At 68.4% G+C, this 17,542-nt stretch carries 14 protein-coding genes and 1 pseudogene; 8 read left to right on the top strand and 7 right to left on the bottom strand.

Translation table 11 applies throughout. From position 1 onward, the window contains the following. Positions 1-41 precede the first annotated feature (41 nt). Positions 42-599 carry an FKBP-type peptidyl-prolyl cis-trans isomerase gene (locus ACXYX3_RS14015; RefSeq protein WP_458607925.1) on the top strand — a complete coding sequence of 186 codons (558 nt, stop codon included), beginning with the start codon at positions 42-44 and terminating at the stop codon, positions 597-599. A gap of 12 nt (positions 600-611) precedes the next feature. On the opposite strand, the gene ACXYX3_RS14010 is transcribed toward ACXYX3_RS14015, so the two are convergent. After that, a complete protein-coding gene (locus ACXYX3_RS14010) occupies positions 612-905 on the bottom strand; it encodes a DUF1905 domain-containing protein (protein WP_458607924.1) in 294 nt (97 codons plus the stop codon). Between the two features lie 5 nt (positions 906-910). Next, entirely contained in the window at positions 911-1,462 is a 552-nt protein-coding gene (locus tag ACXYX3_RS14005) for a TetR/AcrR family transcriptional regulator C-terminal domain-containing protein (protein ID WP_458607923.1), read from the bottom strand. Positions 1,463-1,623: 161 nt separating this feature from the next. On the opposite strand from ACXYX3_RS14005, the pseudogene ACXYX3_RS14000 reads away from it, so the two are divergent. Beyond that, a pseudogene (locus ACXYX3_RS14000) lies at positions 1,624-3,677 on the top strand (amidase). 101 nt (positions 3,678-3,778) lie between these two features. Next, positions 3,779-6,661 (top strand): aminotransferase, encoded by a 2,883-nt coding sequence (locus ACXYX3_RS13995; protein WP_458607922.1) that lies wholly within the window; start codon positions 3,779-3,781, stop codon positions 6,659-6,661. Positions 6,662-6,671: 10 nt separating this feature from the next. Here the strand turns inward: ACXYX3_RS13995 and ACXYX3_RS13990 are convergent, their stop codons facing one another. Together ACXYX3_RS13990 and ACXYX3_RS13985 are read right to left on the bottom strand one after the other, a co-directional pair. Continuing rightward, positions 6,672-7,538, bottom strand: coding sequence for a MurR/RpiR family transcriptional regulator (locus ACXYX3_RS13990; RefSeq protein WP_458607921.1), 867 nt, complete (start codon positions 7,536-7,538; stop codon positions 6,672-6,674). Between the two features lie 5 nt (positions 7,539-7,543). Then, positions 7,544-8,338 (bottom strand): class II glutamine amidotransferase, encoded by a 795-nt coding sequence (locus ACXYX3_RS13985; RefSeq protein ID WP_458607920.1) that lies wholly within the window; start codon positions 8,336-8,338, stop codon positions 7,544-7,546. Positions 8,339-8,467: 129 nt separating this feature from the next. Here ACXYX3_RS13985 and ACXYX3_RS13980 point away from each other — a divergent pair, with 129 nt between their 5' ends. The 5 genes from ACXYX3_RS13980 to ACXYX3_RS13960 are packed head-to-tail and all read left to right on the top strand — an operon-like array spanning position 8,468 to position 15,234. After that, a complete protein-coding gene (locus ACXYX3_RS13980; RefSeq protein ID WP_458607919.1) occupies positions 8,468-9,796 on the top strand; it encodes a type I glutamate--ammonia ligase in 1,329 nt (442 codons plus the stop codon). Positions 9,797-9,812: 16 nt separating this feature from the next. Beyond that, positions 9,813-11,327: an APC family permease gene (locus ACXYX3_RS13975; RefSeq protein WP_458607918.1), complete on the top strand. Its 1,515-nt coding sequence runs from the start codon at positions 9,813-9,815 to the stop codon at positions 11,325-11,327. Further along, positions 11,324-12,628: an aspartate aminotransferase family protein gene (locus ACXYX3_RS13970; RefSeq protein WP_458607917.1), complete on the top strand. Its 1,305-nt coding sequence runs from the start codon at positions 11,324-11,326 to the stop codon at positions 12,626-12,628. Before ACXYX3_RS13975 ends, ACXYX3_RS13970 begins: the two co-directional genes overlap by 4 nt. Beyond that, on the top strand, positions 12,615-13,790 hold the full coding sequence (locus ACXYX3_RS13965) for an amidohydrolase family protein (RefSeq protein ID WP_241206386.1): 1,176 nt from the start codon (positions 12,615-12,617) through the stop codon (positions 13,788-13,790). The genes ACXYX3_RS13970 and ACXYX3_RS13965 overlap by 14 nt, the downstream gene beginning before the upstream one ends. Next, a complete protein-coding gene (locus ACXYX3_RS13960; RefSeq protein ID WP_241206387.1) occupies positions 13,780-15,234 on the top strand; it encodes an aminotransferase class I/II-fold pyridoxal phosphate-dependent enzyme in 1,455 nt (484 codons plus the stop codon). Before ACXYX3_RS13965 ends, ACXYX3_RS13960 begins: the two co-directional genes overlap by 11 nt. Positions 15,235-15,314: 80 nt before the next feature. On the opposite strand, the gene ACXYX3_RS13955 is transcribed toward ACXYX3_RS13960, so the two are convergent. From ACXYX3_RS13955 to ACXYX3_RS13945, 3 genes are all read right to left on the bottom strand, one after another. Then, a complete protein-coding gene (locus ACXYX3_RS13955; protein WP_241206388.1) occupies positions 15,315-15,752 on the bottom strand; it encodes a VOC family protein in 438 nt (145 codons plus the stop codon). Next, complete coding sequence (locus ACXYX3_RS13950) at positions 15,749-16,366, bottom strand: dihydrofolate reductase family protein (RefSeq protein ID WP_458607916.1); 618 nt, start codon at positions 16,364-16,366, stop codon at positions 15,749-15,751. Before ACXYX3_RS13950 ends, ACXYX3_RS13955 begins: the two co-directional genes overlap by 4 nt. A 71-nt stretch (positions 16,367-16,437) precedes the next feature. Further along, on the bottom strand, positions 16,438-17,487 hold the full coding sequence (locus ACXYX3_RS13945) for a permease (protein WP_458607915.1): 1,050 nt from the start codon (positions 17,485-17,487) through the stop codon (positions 16,438-16,440). Positions 17,488-17,542: the final 55 nt, after the last annotated feature.

Genomic DNA, 17,542 nt, shown 5'->3' with positions numbered 1-17,542 from the left:
CCGACCACGTGCTCAAACCTGTGAGACGGTAGCGTGGCCGCGTGCTGCTCCGCCGAGTTCCTTGCGCCCTCGCCGTCGCCGCGTGTGTCGGCTCCACGCTGGCCCTGACAGCCTGCGGTTCCTCGGAGGCGCAGGCAGCGGCCTGTCCGACCGCGCCACCGAGCGCCTCCACCGCCGCTGACTGGACCTTGCCCGGTACGACCGGCAGCGTCGCCGTCACCGGCTCCACCGACACCGCAGCCCCCCTGATCACCGTGACCGCGCCGTTCACGGTGGCCGAAACGCAGGTGCACACGTTGGCGCCCGGCTCGGGTGCCGTCGTCGGTGATACCGCGACGGTCTCCGTCTGCTACGAGGGTGTCAACGGACGCGACGGGTCGGTGTTCGACAGCAGCTACCAGCGCGGCACCCCGGTCGAGTTCCCGCTCGACGGTGTGGTGCCCGGCTTCGGGAAGGCCATCGCCGGTCAACGCGTCGGCTCGACCGTCGCCGTGGCGATGACGTCGGCCGACGGCTATCCCAACGGTCAGCCCGCCGCAGGCATCGCTCCCGGCGATTCCCTGATCTTCGCGATCAAGATCCTCGACGCATCCGCCTGAGCCGCGCCCGCATCAGCGAGCAGGGCCCACGTCGAGTCGGATTCGGACCGTGTCGCCGTCGTCGACACCCTCGGCGCGGCGCAGCGCGACCTTCAGCGGGACGAGGTAGACGTCGTCGCGGGGGATCAACGACGTCGTCACCTCCGTGTGCCCGATGCGGACGCGCGCCGGTATGACCCCCCACCCGTAGGTCAGTTCGCTCGCCCGCGCATGCAGGAAATCGTCGACGTCCGGCGGGGTTTCGACGAAGAAGTACGGTGCCGGGCCGCGCCACTGGAACACCGCGGCCTCGAACTCCCAGTCCACGCCGATCAGCTTAGGGTGCGTTTTCCGTTTCGGCGCCCTGTCGGCGGGCGTGCCGAGGCCACCAGCATCGCCAGTCCCCGCTCGAACGCGCGCGTGGCGACGGGGTCGGACGCGTCGTGGTCCGCCAGCGTCGCGTAGGCGGCGGTGAAACGGGGGAACCGCTCTTCCTGTCCGGTGGGGTCGAAAACGACTGTGGGACCGGACATGTCGAGCACGCTGCCCAGGATGAACGACTCGAACGCGGTCAGCAGCGGAAGGATCTCGTCGGGGGGCCAACCGGCGGCCTCGGCGGCCACCACGAAATCCTCGTACTCGGCGAGCAGGACCGGCGCGGATGCCCGGGTGGTCATCAGCAACGGAATGGCGCGCGGGTGACGGGCGAACGCGATGCGATACGAGCGCGCCCACTCGACGAGACCGTCCTCCCACGACCGCTCACGCAGCGGCGCAGAATCGATGCGCGCCGACACGAGCGCGCGGACGTCCTCGATCATCGCGGCCCGGTCCGCGACGTGGTTGTACAGCGAGGTCGGGTTGACGTTCAACTTCTGCGCCACCCGTCGCATGCTCGCCCCCTCGGTGCCGTGACGATCGATGAGAGCCAGGGCGGTCCGCGCGATCAGCTCTCGATTCAGAAGTGGACGCGAAGGGCGAGCGATGACGGTCTCCTCTCCGATCGACAACGGCGAATCCGAGGCCGAGCATAAACCGACAGTGTATGTTTTATCGCGTGTCGGTCGAGTCCAGTGCCCAGCACATGACATCTGGTGGTTTCACGGTCGTCGAGGCCGATCTCGAACTCCTGAGCGGCGCTCTCGCGCGGGGTGCAGTCACGAGCGTCGAGCTCGTCGCCCGCTACCTCAACAGGATCGCTCACTTCGACCGGTCGGGCATCATGCTGAACTCGGTTCCGGTGCTCAACCCCGCAGCGTTCGACGAGGCGCGCGCATCGGATCGGCGCCGGGCGCAAGGGCAGTCCCTCGGACCGCTGGACGGAATACCGTTCACCGCCAAGGCGAGTTTCAAGGTTCGTGGCCTGCCGGTGACCGCGGGTTCGCCCGCATTCGCACGCCTGATCGCCGACGACGACGCCTTCGCGGTGGGCCGCCTGCGCTCGGCGGGTGCCATCTGCCTCGGGTTGACCAACATGCCCCCGATGGCGGCGGGTGGCATGCAGCGAGGACTGTACGGTCGCGCCGAGAGTCCCTATGACGCACGATATTTGACATCGGCCTTCGGTTCGGGATCGTCGAACGGGTCAGGCACTGCCACTGCGGCGAGTTTCGGCGCCTTCGGCCTGGCCGAGGAGACATGGTCGTCGGGCCGAGCCCCCGCGTCGAACAATGCGCTCGTCGCGTACACCCCGTCTCGGGGTGTGATCTCCGTGCGCGGGAACTGGCCGTTGGTCCCCACGATGGACGTCGTTGTCCCCCATACCCGTTCGGTGGACGATCTCCTCCGACTCCTCGACGTCGTCGTCGACGACGATCCGGTGCGTCACGGGGACCTCTGGCGGATGCAGGAGTGGGTCGACATTCCCGCCGCGTCGGCGGTGCGTCCGCCGTCGTTCGTCGACCTCGCACCGCTACCGCTGCAGGGGTTGCGTCTGGCGGTGCCTCGGCTCTACGTCAACGGCGACCCGGACAGTGCTCACCCGATCCGCACTCGCGATTCGGTGATGGCGCTGTGGCTGACGATGCGCGACGAGCTGGTGGCCGCCGGCGCCGAGGTCGTCGAAACCGACTTCCCGGTCGTGGAGAACTACGAGGGTCTGCACCCGGAGTCACGCACGATGGTCGAGCGGGGCCTCGTCCCCGCCGAATACCTCGAACGCGAGGTGTGGGATCTGTCCATCTGGGCCTTCGACGCGTTCCTGCGGTCGGTGGACTCGGGGCCCGAGGATCTCGCGGCCGTGGACGGGTCGCTGATCTTCCCCGCGCCGACAGGAGCTCTTCCGGACCGGTACGGAATCTTCCCGTTCGACCTCGCCTACGATCTCGCGGAGTACGTCGAACGCGCCCGCGTCGGCGTCGTGCCCTTCGACCGGATCCCGTCCGTGGAGGCGGGAATGCGCGGCCTCGAAGAGACACGCCGCGCCGACTTCGAGACGTGGTTGTCCGACAACGGTTTCGACGCCGTCGATTCCCCGCAGCGGCAGACGTCGGTCCCGCCGACGCCGACACCGATGCCGCCTCGGCCGACATCGCCTGGCAAAACGGCGTCTGGGTGGCCAATGGCAACCTGGTGCCCCGGCACCTCGGTATCCCGACGGTCACCGTGCCGATGGGCACGATGGACGACACCGGCATGCCGGTCGGTCTGACGCTCGCGGGTGCCGCGTATGCGGACACGATGCTGCTGGCGCTGGCCCGCTCGGTCGAAAGCCTGCGGGTGCGGCGCACTCCCCCGCCGCGCACCCCCGCGTTGCCCGACGAGGCCGTGTTCTCGACGCCGTGTCGCCCGGTCGACGGTGGCCTACGTCTGCGGGTGTCGGACGTGACGGTGCACCGAGATGCCGGCGACGGCGCCACACTCACGTTCCGCGTCGTCGCCGGTGGCGATCCGGTGTCCGAGATCGTCGCTTTCGTCGACGGCGAGCGAGTGCCGGTGGACGACGCGCTGATGGGCACGTGTGCTCTGCCCGACGGACCACCCGATCGCACACACAGCGAATGGCGTGCGCCCTACGGCCCGTTGATCGTCGTCGTCGCCCGCAGCGACACAGGAGCCGTCGCCGGCGCGATCGCGACCACCGCGGACGCTCCCCTCTGACCCGCTGCCACCAGCGAAAATCGCGTCTGGTGGGAGTGAAAACCGACCGTGTATGTTCTAGTCGCCCCAGGTGGTGACACCCCGTCGAGACGAGGCATCTGATGATCGAGACCCAGGTTTTCGACTTCTTCGCACGCCCCGAGTTGCCCGCCCCCGCGCTCGGAATGGACGAGGTGCGACGCCATCTGACCGAGACCTTCTCGATCACCGGCGATCTCACGGAGCTGGGAAGTCAGCAGGATCAGAACTTCCTGCTCACCGAGCGTGACACCGGCGCACCGATCGGCGTCCTCAAGCTGACCAACCCGGCCTTCTCCGAGGCGGAGATCGACCTGCAGAGCCTCGCCGCCGACACCGTCGCCGAGCGTGAGCCGGATCTGCGCATCCCCCGGGTGGTCGTCGGCGCGCACGGCCCGATGTCTGCGTGGTGGGACACCACAGCGGGTCGCCTGCATGCACGCGTCCTCGAGTTCGTCGGTGGCGCCACACTCACCGGATCGAGGTACCTCTCCCCCGCGACGGTCGCGCGGATGGGCGAGCTCGCTGCGACGGTGAGCGTCGCGCTGTCGGGCATCACGCATCCGGCATCCAACCGCGTGCTGCAGTGGGACCTGCGCCACGCCGACCGGGTGATCGAGGCGCTGCTGCGCGACGAACCCGACTCGCGCATCGCCACTCTCGCCGCTTCGGTGACCGAGGCGGCGGGACGCGATCTCTCTGCCGTGGCGGCGCGACTTCCCCTGCAGCTCGGGCACTTCGACCTGACCGACGACAATGTCATCGCACCGGACGCCCCATGCGCACTGCCCGACGGCATCATCGATTTCGGCGACGTCGCCGAATCGTGGGCTGTCAACGAAATCGCCATCACGGTGTCGTCGCTGCTGCACCATGACGGTCTCACGCCCGTCGACGTACTGCCGGCGATCACGGCGTTCCATGCTCTGCGCCCACTGAGCGAGGACGAAGTCGACGCCCTCTGGCCTCTGGTCGCGCTGCGCGGAGTGGTGCTGGTGCTCAGCGGTCGTCAACAGGTGCGCATCGATGCGCAGAACAGCTACGCCGATTCCGCCCTGGACCGCGAACTCCGCATCCTCGAGCAGGCGGTGTCCGTTCCGTTCCCGGTGATGAACACGCTGATCCGCCAAGCGTTGGACATGCCGATCCGTCCCGCGCCGGTGTGGAGCGGAGCGCCCCTGATCGCGGGCCTCGCCGGCGCGACCGTGCTCGACGCCGGGACCACCGCACCGGTCAACGACGAGGGCCGGTGGATGGACGGGGCGGCGCTGGGCGGCGCTGCCGCAGCCGCACTGCGCCAGGGCGCGCCCGCGGTCGTACTCCCGGCTTGGGCTCCCCGTCTCACCGGCGCCCCGATGCGCACGCCCGCCGCTCCGGCAACGGTTCCCACCGCGTTGCGGGTCTGGCTGGCCCAGGACGCCACCCTCGACATTCCGGCAGGTGCCCAGCTCGATCAGACCGACGACAGCCTCGTGATCTCGACGGCTGACCAGGTAGTGCGCCTGACCGGTTTCACGCCCGATGGAGGTGCGCTGCCGGCGAACACGCCGATCGACATCCAACACGTGCGCGCAGACGCGGACCCGGTCCCGCTGCTGGTCGACCCTCGCTATGCGGGCGGCTGGCGCCGTCTGGCCGGTGACCCCGCTCCGCTGATCGGTCTTCCACCTCTGGCGCAGGATCGACGCGACGACACGCTCTTTCGCCGACAGCAGGTGCTCGCCGAGGTTCAGGAGCACTACTACGTCGATCCGCCCCGCATCGAACGCGGTTGGCGCGAGTACCTCGCAGACGTCGACGGCCGGGTCTACCTCGACATGGTCAACAACGTCGCTTCCGTCGGGCACGCCCATCCCCGGGTCGTGGATGCGGCCAACCGGCAGATGCGACTGCTGAACACCAACTCGCGCTTCAACTATGGCGTGATCGCCGAGTTCGCCGAACGCGTCTCGGCCACTCTGCCCGACGAGCTCGACACCGTCTTCTTCGTCAATTCCGGTTCTGAGGCAACGGATCTCGCGATCCGGATCGCGATGGCCGCCACAGGCCGCCCCGACATCGTCGCCATGCGGGAGGCTTATCACGGCTGGACATTCGCCAGCGACGCGGTGTCCACGTCGATCGCCGACAACCCGAATGCGCTCGCGACCCGGCCGGAGTGGGTGCACACCGTGGATGCGGCGAACGCCTACCGCGGAGTGCATCGCGGCGCCGACGCGACCGCGTACGGGCCCGAGGCCGTCGCGGTGATCGATGCGCTCGCCGAGGCGGGGACGCCACCGGCCGGCTTCATCTGCGAGTCCTACTTCGGCAACGCCGGCGGTGTGGCCCTACCCGATGGATACCTCGAGCAGGTGTATGCCGCGGTGCGCCGGCACGGCGGGGTAGCGATCGCCGATGAGGTGCAGGTCGGCTACGGGCGGCTGGGCGAATGGTTCTGGGGATTCCAGCAGCAGAACGTCGTACCCGACGTCGTGGCCGTCGCGAAATCGGTCGGCGCGGGGCAACCGATCGGCATCGTGGTCACGCGTCGCGAGATCGCGGCACGCTACCGGACCCAGGGGTACTTCTTCTCCTCCACGGGTGGCTCACCCGTGTCGTCGGCGATCGGCATCGCCGTTCTCGACGTCATTGCGGGGGAAGGCCTGCAGGAGAACGCCCGTGTCGTCGGCGCGCATCTGAAGAACCGACTGATGGACTTGGCCGGGACACATCCGATCGTGGGCACAGTGCACGGCTCGGGTCTGTATCTCGGCCTCGAATTTGTCCGGGACAGAGAGACTCTGGAGCCTGCGACCGACGAGACAGCGGCGATCTGTGATCGTCTGCTCACAGTCGGAGTGATCATGCAGCCCACCGGCGACTACCAGAACGTCCTCAAGATCAAGCCGCCCCTGTGCGTGTCGAAGGAGTCGGTGGACTACTTCGTCGACTGCCTCGACCGGGTACTGACGACGGGTTGGTGACGTCGGCTCGTCAGGTCTGATCCAGCACTTCCCCGCGCCTTCGCTCCTCCCACAACGCCATCCGCGTGCGCGCCGGCTCGCCGATCGCGTCCATCACCAACGGGATCAACAGTTCGGTGAGCAGGAAACCCGCCGACATGCTCTGGTACACCGTGCCGGCGGTGCTCGAGGCGGCCAGGACCACTTCGGCGTCCGGCGCCACCGGGCACGCCATGTCGTCGGTGATGAGCAACAGCGTCGCCCCGGCGCGGTGGACATCGGCGGCGAGCTCCGCGGCGCTGCGGTGATAGCGGTGATAGTCGAAGAGCACGACCACATCTCGCCGGCTGAGGTCCATCATCGTGCCGAGGTCGGTGCCCTTGGGATCCGAGAGCAGCCGCACGCCTGGCCGCAACTGCTCCAGATGGGCCGCCAGATAGACGGCCAGCAGGTGGGAGAACCGGCCCCCGTGAAGGTGGAGGGGCCGGGTGGTGTCGGCCATCAGTGTCACTGCCGCTTCGAGCATCGCCGCCGGCAACTGTGCCAGGGTCTGCTCGGCGCGCTCGTTCTGCGCATGGGCCTGATGCAGCAGACGCTCGAGGTGGCTGCCCGCCGGCGGCGCATCGGCAAGCCGGGTGAGCGGCCCGCTCGATTGCAGGGTGAGCTCTGCGCGCAATGCCACCTGCAGACCCGCGAACCCGTCGTAACCGAGGGACTGGGCGAAACGCAACACCGTCGGCGGACTGACCTCGGCCCGCTCGGCGAGCCGGGCGGCGCTGCTCAGGCCTGCGCTGGGATAGTCGGCCAGCAGCGCGCGGCCCACCCGACGTTCGGCGCGGCTGAGCCCGGCCAGCGCGGCACGTGTGCGCGCCGCCACCGACTCGCTGTGTTCGACCATGTGAGTCAATCTGCCATGATCGGCCGCACCGTCATCGACAGATCGCTGAGCACGATCTCGAGCACGCTTTCGGGAGGCAGCGGCCGCCAGGGCAGATCGCCGAACCCGGTCGAACCGATCACGACCGTCCCGTCGTCGAGGCGCGCCGTCCGTAGCGAGAAGTAATCCTCGAGGTGTTCGGCGGGCAGATCGGTCGCGCTGATCTCTTCGATGTCCTCGTCCAGCAACACACTTCGGGCATGCGCGTGCACCGCGATGAGTCGGCCCTCCCCCAGCACCAGCGCGTTGAGGCTGGCGTCGGCGTAGATGCCGCGCAACTCGGCGACCGCCCACCGCGCCGCCTCGGCGAGATCGGGTGCGGTCCGCCGGCACTGCCGAATCAGCGCGAAGTAGCGCTCGCTGTCGGTGGTGCCCTGCAGCGTGGCCGCCACCGAGGGGTCGAGGAGCCCGTCGAGCGCGGCCATCGGCTTGATGGACCCGTTGTGCGCCATCGCCACCCCGTCGGCGGCGAACGGATGCGAGTTCTCCCGCCTGACCGCCAATCCGTTGGTGGCCCAGCGCAGGTGCACCACCGATGCCCGCGCCGCCTCCTTGACCGCCGTACCGAAACGGGGATCACTGAGCGCACTGTCGGGTGACACCTCAACGCGGGGAGCGTCGTCAGGCGCACCCACGGACGCCACCCCCCAGCCGTCGCCGTGGATCTTCGTCAGCGCCAGGAAATCGGTGAGCACGGCGTCACCGACGGTGTCGGCCACCGACGTCGGCTCGGGCGAGGCAACGCCCAACAGTCGACACATCCGCATCCCCGTTCCTCGGATCTAATGAATCGATCATAAACAGAGAAAATTAAAGACTCTGAAACATTTATGACATAGCGTGAACGCGACCGCCCATCCGCCGAGGAGTACCGAGGAGTTCGTTGCCCCATGGACGACCCCGATGTGACCGCCCACGCAGCTGCGTTGCGCGAGGAGGGCGTCGCCGTCGTCGCGGGTTCGGTGACGGACCTCTCGGGCGTGACCAGGGCCAAATACGTGCCGGTGTCGCGGCTGGAGGCCTTCGCCCGATCCGGCATGGGGGTGTCCCCGTCGTGGAGCGTGTTCTGCGTGGACAGTGGCATCGCGTTCACCCCCACCATCGGCGTGGCGGGCGATCTACGGATCCGGATCGACAGCAACGATGTGCGCGTCGTCGAGAGCGGGATCGCCTGGGCGCCCGGCGTCCTCACCGATCAGCACGGTGAGCCCGCACCCCTGTGCACCCGGACACGACTCGCGGCGGCGGAACGTGCCGCCGCCGACCGCGGCCTGCAGGTGCGGATGGGGGCCGAGCTGGAATGCACGATGCTGGCCGCCGACGGCGGCCCCGCCACCGCCGAACCCTGGTCGCCGTACGGCATCAGGACCTCCCTGGACCGCTCGGCCTTCCTGGTCGACCTCGCGGCGAGCGCGCAGCACGCCGGGCTGGCCGTCGAGCAACTGCACACCGAGTACGGGCACGACCAACTCGAGATGTCGCTGGCCCCGGACACGCCGGTGGCCGCAGCGGACGCGGTCATTCTCGCGCGGATCGTGCTCAGCCGCGTTGCTGCCCGCCACGGCCTGCGGATCTCTTTCTCGCCGGTGCCCTTCGCCGGCGCTGCGGGTAACGGGGCCCATCTGCACCTGTCTCTGACCGACGCGCAGGGGCCGTTACTGTCAGGCGGCACCGGTCCGCACGGCCTGCGCCCGGCCGGCGGGCATGCGATCGCCGGCGTTCTCGACACCCTGCCGGATCTGATCGGTGTCTACGCGGGCTCCGTCGTCTCGCCGCTACGTCTCAAGCCCGGCAACTGGGCCGGTGCCACCGCATGCTGGGGACTCGAGAACCGCGAAGCGGCAGTCCGTTTCGTTGCCGCCACACCCGGCAACCCGCACGGCGCCAACATCGAGTGCAAGCTCATCGATCCGAGTGCCAACCCCTACTTGGCCGCCGCCGCGTTCCTCAGCAGCGCACTGCGTGGGATCGAACGCACTCTGGAGCTGCCGGAGGAGATTCCGGAGAATCCGGCTCAGTCGGACATCCAGACTCCGCCGTTGCCGCTGGCTCAGCGGGATGCGCTCGATGCGATGGAGACTTCGAAGGTCGCTGCCGAGCTGCTGAGTGCCGACATCGTGGAAGCGCTTCTGGCCGTGCGCCGCTACGAGCAGAAGACTTACGGGGACCAATCGCCTGAACAGATCTGCGACGCCGTCCGGCTCGCCTGGACCTGCTGAGAAGAAGGAGACATCCGTGACCGCAGGAACACCTGATGCGCCCGATCAGATCCCGCACCGTCGACTGCCGTTCTGGGTCGCGCTCGCGTTGTCCGTCGCACTGGTCGGTCCGACCCTGGCCATGTCCGGCAACGGGCAGGGGCTGATCGGGACCGTCGGCAAGTCGATCCCGCTGGTGTTCCTCATCGGACTGGTCGGCGTCTCGCTGGTCGGCTACAGCTTCGTGCGCCTCACCCGGCACCTGAACCATGCGGGGTCCGCCTATGGATTGGTGGGCGGCACCATCGGACCGCGCACCGGATTCTTCTCCGGGTTCGCGATGCTGGGTGCCTACTGGGGATTCTCGATCGGGACGCTCGCGCTGACCGCTGCCTTCGTGAACTCGTTCATCGCCGCACTGCAGCCCGGCACCGACGATCCCTACCAGGTGCCCTGGCTGGTGATCGTGGTCATCGGCGCTGTCATCTCGTTCCTGTTGTCCGGCCGCGACATTCAGCTGCTCGCGAAGATCCTGCTGGCCATCGAGGGCATCGGCATCCTGGCGATGGTCGTGCTCGTGGTCGCCATCTTCGCCCAGGGTGGTGCGCCCAGCACAGGAATCGACTTCTCGGTGTTCTCCTTCTCCGGTGGCGACGTGTCCGGTTCCGCGGTGCTCGCGGGCGTGGTGGCCGCGTTCCTGTCCTGGGCAGGCTTCGAGGCGTGTGCTTCCATGGGTGAGGAGACCGACGACCCGAAGCGCAACATCCCCCGCGCTCTGGCCGGGACTCTGATCCTCACCGGTGTCCTCTTCGTCGTGGTGATGTTCGCCCAGGTCGTCGGATTCGGGACCGATGCAGCAGGTTTGGAAGCCTTCCAGAGCTCGGGTAACACTCTCGGCGATCTCGGCGGGACCTACATCGGCCAGTGGTTCTCGCTGGTCATCATCTTCACCGCGATCGTCTCAGCGTTCGGCTGCCACCTCGCCACCTCGGCGACCTCGGGCCGGATGCTGTATGCCTTCGGACGCGATGGCTTCGGTCCGAAAGCGCTGGCGCACATCCACGCCGACACCGGCGGCCCGCGCCGCGCCACCTGGCTCGTCGTCGTCGTCGCCCTCGTCGTCGACCTGATCTGCGGGGCCACCGGCTGGCCCGACATGGGCACCGGAAACGACGCGATCGACGCCTACTTCCTGTTCGCCGTCGCCGGGTCGGTGTGCCTGATGGTGTGTTATCTGCTCGTCGAGATCGCCGCCGCGTACTTCGTCGGCGCGCCGAAATTCATGTCCGTGCACAACGGGGCGGGCAAGATCGCGGGACTGGTCCTGCCGCTTCTCGGAGCGGTGGTCATCGTCACGGTGCTGTGGTTCAACGTCAAAGACGCCGAGAGTTGGTCGGTCGCACCGATGCTCGGCCTGTACTGGTGTGCCCTGGGTCTCGTCATCGCGATCGCCCTCTCGGGAATCGCGAAGCGCGTCGGTGAATCGCTGGCCCTGGAACTGGACCGCGAATCGGATGCGACGCCCACCGCTGACCCGACCCGATCGGCGTGAGTACGCTCTACGCCCGCGACGAGGTCATCGCCGGTATCGAGAAACTGCGCTTCTTCCCCTTGGAAGTGCAGTCAGGGCACGGCTGCACGCTCGTCACCCCCGACGGTCGCGAACTGCTGGATCTGTCCGCCACGTGGACGGCGTCCGGATTGGGGCACGGCCATCCCGCCGTCGTCGAGGCGGTCAGCCGCGCCATCCGCAGCGCACCCGGCTCCGGCGGACTCTCAGCGGTGCACCCCGACTCCGTCGGCCTGGCCGAGGATCTGCTCGCGCTGGTGCCCGGCACCGGCGAGCGACGGGTTTACCTCGGCCATGCCGGTTCCGACGCCAACGACGTCGCGTTGCGTGCGTGCCGGCACGCCAGCGGGCGGCCCACCGTGATGGCGTTCGAGCACAGCTACCACGGCGGTGTCGGGGTGGCGATGGGCGTGTCCGGTGTGCATGTCGACGCCGGTGTACCCGCCGATCCGGATGCGGTTTTCCTGCCCTACCCCAATCCGTTCCGGCCCAGCCCGCAGGGAATTGATACCGATGTAGCACAATGCCTTTCGCTCGCCGAGCAGCACCTCGCTGGCGGCCGCGTGGCCTGCCTCATCGTCGAACCGATCCTTTCCGACGGCGGACTGGTCGTGCCGCCCGACGGCTTCCTCGCCCAGCTGCATCAGCTCTGTCAGCGCCATGACGTCCCCCTGATCTGCGACGAAGTCAAGATGGGGCTCGGAAGGCCGGGCACTCTGCACGCGTTCGAGCACGACGGCGTCGTGCCCGACATCGTCACCTTCGGCAAGGTGCTCGGCGGCGGCCTGCCGCTGTCGGCCGCGGTCGGGCCGGCCGCGATCCTGGACCAGCCCCCGGCCGCCGCGCTGCTGACCACCGCGGGCAACCCGGTGTGCACGGCAGCAGGACGCGCTGTACTGAAGACGGTGGTGGAGGAAGGACTGATCGACAACGCCGCGACGGTGGGAGCCGTACTGGCCGAGGCCCTGCGCGCGCTGTCGAGCACTGCGGGCGGAGACCGCATCGGCGACGTGCGCGGACGGGGGTTGGCGATCGGGCTCGAACTCGTCGACCCCGCCAGCGGTGACCGTGATCCCCGCTTGGCCGCCGCGGTGGTCTACCGTGCCTGGGAGCTGGGTGCGGTCGTCTACTACGTCGGCGGCAACGTCCTGGAGATCACCCCGCCGCTGGTGCTCACCGAGGCACAGGCGGCAACGGCGGCGGACATCCTCGGGACAGCCATCGCGGATGCGGCTGCAGGAAAGGTCGACGCCGAGGAGGTCGCGAAGTATGCCGGGTGGTGAGCTGGATGACGTGTTCGGCGGAGTCGAGGATTCGGTGCCGGACGGCCTGGCCGAGCATCTGCGCACCGTGCCGCTGGTCGACCACCACGTGCACGGCACCTTCAACGAAGACATCGACCGGGCCACCTTCGAATTCTCGATCAACGAGGGGTCCAACGACCCGGTGCCGTCGTGGATGACGAACTTCGATACGCCCCTCGGGCTGTCGATACGACGTTGGTGCGCACCACTTCTCGATCTCCCCGTCCACGTCGACGGAGAGACCTACTGGAAGCGGCGGTGCGAGTTCCGCGCCGACGAGCTGGCCACGACGATGCTGCGCGCCGCCGGCGTCGCGCACTGGATCGTCGACACCGGTTTCAAAGGCGACCAGATCACCACGCATCAACGGCTCGGCAAGCTCGCAGCGGGACGCTCCTCCGAGATCGTCCGGCTGGAGCGGGTTGCCGAGGACCTCCTGGAGGGCGGCACCTCGGCGCAGGACTTCCCCGACGCGATGCGGACGGCGCTTGCGACCGCAGCGGCCGACCCGACCGTGGTGGGCACGAAAACGATCGTGGCCTATCGCACCGGATTCGACATCGACTGGACCCGGCCGACCGACGCCGACGTCGTCGACCATGCGGGAGCGCTGGCAGCGCGCCCAGGGTCGGCCCGCGTCGACGATCCGGTCCTGATCTCGTTCGGCGTGCACGAGGCCGCCGCGCACGGGTTGCCCATCCAGGTGCATGTCGGCTTCGGTGATCGTGATCTCGACCTGCACCGGTGCGACCCGCTGCTGTTGCTGCCGCTGCTGCGGATCATGCCGGCCGTGCCGGTGCTGCTGCTGCACTGCTACCCGTTCCATCGCCAAGCCGGTTATCTGGCACAGGCTTTCGATCACGTGAACTTCGACGTGGGCCTGTCGATCAATTATCTGGGCCCGCGGTCGGTCGGTCTGGTCGCCGAGGCGATGGAGGTCGCCCCCTTCGCCAAACAGCTCTACTCCTCGGACGCATTCGGTCCCCCGGAGCTGCACGTGCTGGGCTCGGTGCTGTGGCGGCGCGCCATGGGTGTGGTGCTGGGCGACTGGCTCCGGTCCGGTGACTGTGCCGAGTCCGATGCGATCCGCATCGTCGACATGATCGGTACGGCGAACGCGCAGCGCGTCTATGGGCTCTGACCACAGCCGTGCGCCGCTGCTCGACGCGTTGCGCGCGTTCGTCGAGCGGGACCAGGCGCCGTTCTACTCCCCCGGGCACAAGGGCGGCCGCACCTTCGACCCGTGGTTTCGCGCCAACATCGCCGCACTGGATCTGAACAACCTGCCCGACACCGACACGCTGCACTGCCCCGAGGGGCCGATCCTCGCGGCCGAGCAACTCATCGCCGACGCGTGGGGTGTGGCACAGAGTTTCGTGATGGTGCAGGGCTCCACCGGCGGGAACATCGCGGTGGCCCTGGCCGCGCTGCGGCCCGGCGAGCCGGTGCTGGTGGCGCGCAATGCGCACAAATCGGTGCTCGCCGGACTCGTCCAGGTCGGTGCGCGGCCGATCTGGGTGGAACCCCGTTGGGACGCTGACTTCGGCGTCGCTCACGGGTTGGACGTCGCCGTCGTGGAGAAGGCGCTCGCCGAGACCGATGCGCGTGCCCTGTGGCTGCTGCACCCGACCTACTACGGCACCACCGGCGACATCGCCGCCCTGGCCGCACTGTGCCAGGAGCGTGGGGTGCGTCTGCTGGTCGACGGGGCGCACTCCCCGCACTTCGCGTTCCATCCCGAATTGCCCACACCTGCCGAGCGTTCGGGCGCCGCTGCCACGGTGCACTCGGTGCACAAGATCCTGTCCGGATTGAGTCAGGCTGCGGTGCTACACGTCGACACCAGCCAGCTCGACGAAGCGTCGGTGCGGCGGTCGCTGCAGCTGATCCAGACGACCAGTCCCCACTTCGCGATCATGGCGTCGATCGATCTGGCGCGCCGGCAGATGATGACCGACGGGCACGCGCTGCTGGAGAGTGCGCTGAACCGGGCGCGCAGCGCCGCAGAGAAGCTTGCGCTCATCCCGGGACTGACGGTGCTGAGGCCCGAACACCTCGCGGGCGAGGGAACTGGGCTTCACCAACTGGACGAGACCAAGTTGCTGGTCGGGGTCGGCGGCCTCGACGCCGACGCGCGCGCGATTTCGGCTCGACTCAACGCCGTGCACGGGGTGCAACCCGAACTGGCCGGCACCGGACACGTGTTGTGCATCAGCACGATCGGTAACACCGACGACGACTTCGACAGGCTCGCAGCTGGTTTCACCGAGGTCGCCGAGCACTTCGGGCAGCGCCGCGGCGAGGCCGCCGATGGGTGGACCACCGACCTGCTCGCCGTGAGGCCCGAGGTGGTGCTCACCCCGCGCGAGGCGTTCTTCGCCGCCCGAGCTCCCGTCGCACTGGCCGATGCTGTCGGCCGCATCGCCGCCGAGGCCATCACGCCGTACCCGCCAGGTATTCCGCTGGTGATGCCCGGTGAACGGCTCAGCGGCGAGGTCATCGCCCTGTTGAGTGCGCTGCGCGCGGCAGGCAATCCGATCAGCGCGTCGGACCCGACGCTGGATTTCGTCACGACGGTGCGCTGACTGATCCGCGCCGTGTTCGACAAGCTCTGCACAGCAGCGCTTTTCGCGGTTGCAACGGCGGCCGTTGGCCGCGGTACGGATCAGCCGCCGCCAAGCTTCTCGGCGAGCATCACGATGATGCCGCTGGGGCCTCGGACATACGTCAGCTTGTAGATGTCCTGGTAGTTCGCGACGCCACGAAGGGGATGGCACCCGTGGCGGGCGGCGATGGCCAGCGCTTCGTCGAGGTCGTCGACGGAGAACGCCACACGGTGCATCCCGATCTCGTTGGGGCGTGTCGGCTCGGTCTCGATGGCGGCCGGATGGAGGTATTCGAAGAGTTCCAGTTGACCGTGTCCGTCCGGTGTCTGCAGCATCGCGATCTTCGCGTGATTGCCGTCGAGACCGACAGCGGTGTCGGTCCACTCTCCGCTGACGACGTCTCGGCCCACGACGCTGAGCCCCAGATCGGTGAAGAAGGCGATCGCCGCATCAAGGTCCGACACTGCGATGCCGACGTTCTCCAATCGGATCGTCATGGTCGGACCATACCGAACCGAAGGTGCGCCACCCCTGGCGCTTCGAGCACCCGCTCGAGCCGCAGTCCGGGACGGTCGGGCCCGAAGCCGTCGAAAAGTCGTTCGCCCGAGCCGAGAAACACCGGGCTGAGCTGAATGTCGATCTCGTCGACCAGACCTGAGGCGATCGCCTGCCGTGCGCACGATGCACCCCCGGCGATCGAGACCGCCCGATCGCCGGCCGCCGCTTCGGCTCGCGTATAGGCGGTCTCGATGCCGTCGGTGACGAAATGGAACGTGGTGCCGCCCTCCATCTCGATGGGATCGTGCGGGTGATGCGTCAGCACGAACACCGGGCAGTGGTACGGCGGGTCCTCTCCCCACCACCCCCGCCATCCGGAGTCTCCCCAGGGCCCGCGGATCGGGCCGAACATGTTGCGGCCCATGATGACCGCGCCCATGCCGTCCATCATGTCGGACACCACCTGCCGATTCACGGGATGGTCTTTCTCCGGTCCGAGATGCCACGCGTGCAGCCGCTCACCGCCGATCCCGAGCGGATGGCCACGATCCTGATGCGGGCCCGCGACGAACCCGTCGGCAGACATGGACATCGAGAGATGAGTTCGAGGCACAGCCCCTCCGATCGACGTGCGGACAATCGTCATGCTGACCGGCCGGACGGGTAGAACTCATCGCCACCGCTTCACACGACGCTCAGCGCCAGAGCCGCGATCAATCCGGCGGCGACGACGACTGTGCTGATCAGCATCGTTGCCCGGCTCCCGAATGTCCGGGCCAACATGGCGATACCGGGCAGGCTGACGGCGGGCAGCGTGATCAGCAGCGCGCCGAGCACTCCCGACGACACGCCGAGAAGCGCCAGCCCCTGCAGAATCGGGATCTCCCCTGCGGTCGGTATCACCATGAGCGTGCCGACGATCGCCGCGACGACGACGATCAGCAGGCTTCGATGATCCGGATCGACGATCGTCAGCAGCCAGCCGCGGAAGGCGCCGACCGCCAACACCATCACGAAGTACTCGGGAACCAACACGAGGCAGAGCCGCACAAGCGCGGCCGCAAACCGGACAGATGCCGGCGTGCTCTCCGAGGTCTCTCGGGTCGCATCCGGATCGGGCGTCAGCGCCGGCTCCGCCCTGCGCGGCGCCAGCCTGGCCACCAGTACGGCCGCGCCGAGCACCGCGGTGGCGCCGACCACCAGGCGTGTCAGCGTCCACTGCCAGGGCGCGACAAGGGCGAGGAACACCAGTACGGCCGGGTTGAGCAACGGATTGCCCAACCAGTAGGCCACCGCAGCCCCCTGATCGACGCCGTTGCGGCGCAACGTGACAGCGACCGGAGCCGCACAACACGTACACATCATCGACGGCATACCGGCCGCGGCCCCTGCGGCCGCACTCGACACCGGGTGTCGCCGGTTCAGCATGGCGGGCAGCCACGAGCGCGGAAGGAAAGCCTGCACACATGCGCTGAGCAGGAGCGCGACCACCAGTGCGGGCCAGATCGCGCCGACGTAGGCGGTGAAGAACGACGTCGCCGCATGCCAACTCGGTGCGTCACCGGCCGTCACCCCACCGGAGTGCAAGATGTCCGAGCCGGACCACTGCCCCGTGCGCGCCGCGTGCAGCGCCTTGCCGATGTAGGGCATCCACTTCGCCCACGTCAGACCTGCCACGGCCACGAGCACGGTCACCGCGGCCCCGATGACCGTCGCCCGTCGAGACGTCAGCACGTGTCAACAGATAGTCGACCGGATCGGGCTTTCGTCACGCGGGGTGGCAACGATG

This window comes from Mycobacterium sp. Panama NTM2 (genome assembly GCF_054355555.1).
The sequence above is the reverse complement of the archived record's forward strand: the minus strand, read 5'-3'. Positions and strand labels throughout refer to the sequence as shown.

Coding starts and splice junctions, on each gene's coding strand:
- ACXYX3_RS13980 (WP_458607919.1), top strand. CDS start 8,468: ATGGACGACCCCGATGTGACCGCCCACGCAGCTGCGTTGCGCGAGGAG.
- ACXYX3_RS13985 (WP_458607920.1), bottom strand. CDS start 8,338: ATGTGTCGACTGTTGGGCGTTGCCTCGCCCGAGCCGACGTCGGTGGCC.
- ACXYX3_RS13965 (WP_241206386.1), top strand. CDS start 12,615: ATGCCGGGTGGTGAGCTGGATGACGTGTTCGGCGGAGTCGAGGATTCG.
- ACXYX3_RS13955 (WP_241206388.1), bottom strand. CDS start 15,752: ATGACGATCCGATTGGAGAACGTCGGCATCGCAGTGTCGGACCTTGAT.
- ACXYX3_RS13990 (WP_458607921.1), bottom strand. CDS start 7,538: ATGGTCGAACACAGCGAGTCGGTGGCGGCGCGCACACGTGCCGCGCTG.
- ACXYX3_RS13995 (WP_458607922.1), top strand. CDS start 3,779: ATGATCGAGACCCAGGTTTTCGACTTCTTCGCACGCCCCGAGTTGCCC.
- ACXYX3_RS13960 (WP_241206387.1), top strand. CDS start 13,780: ATGGGCTCTGACCACAGCCGTGCGCCGCTGCTCGACGCGTTGCGCGCG.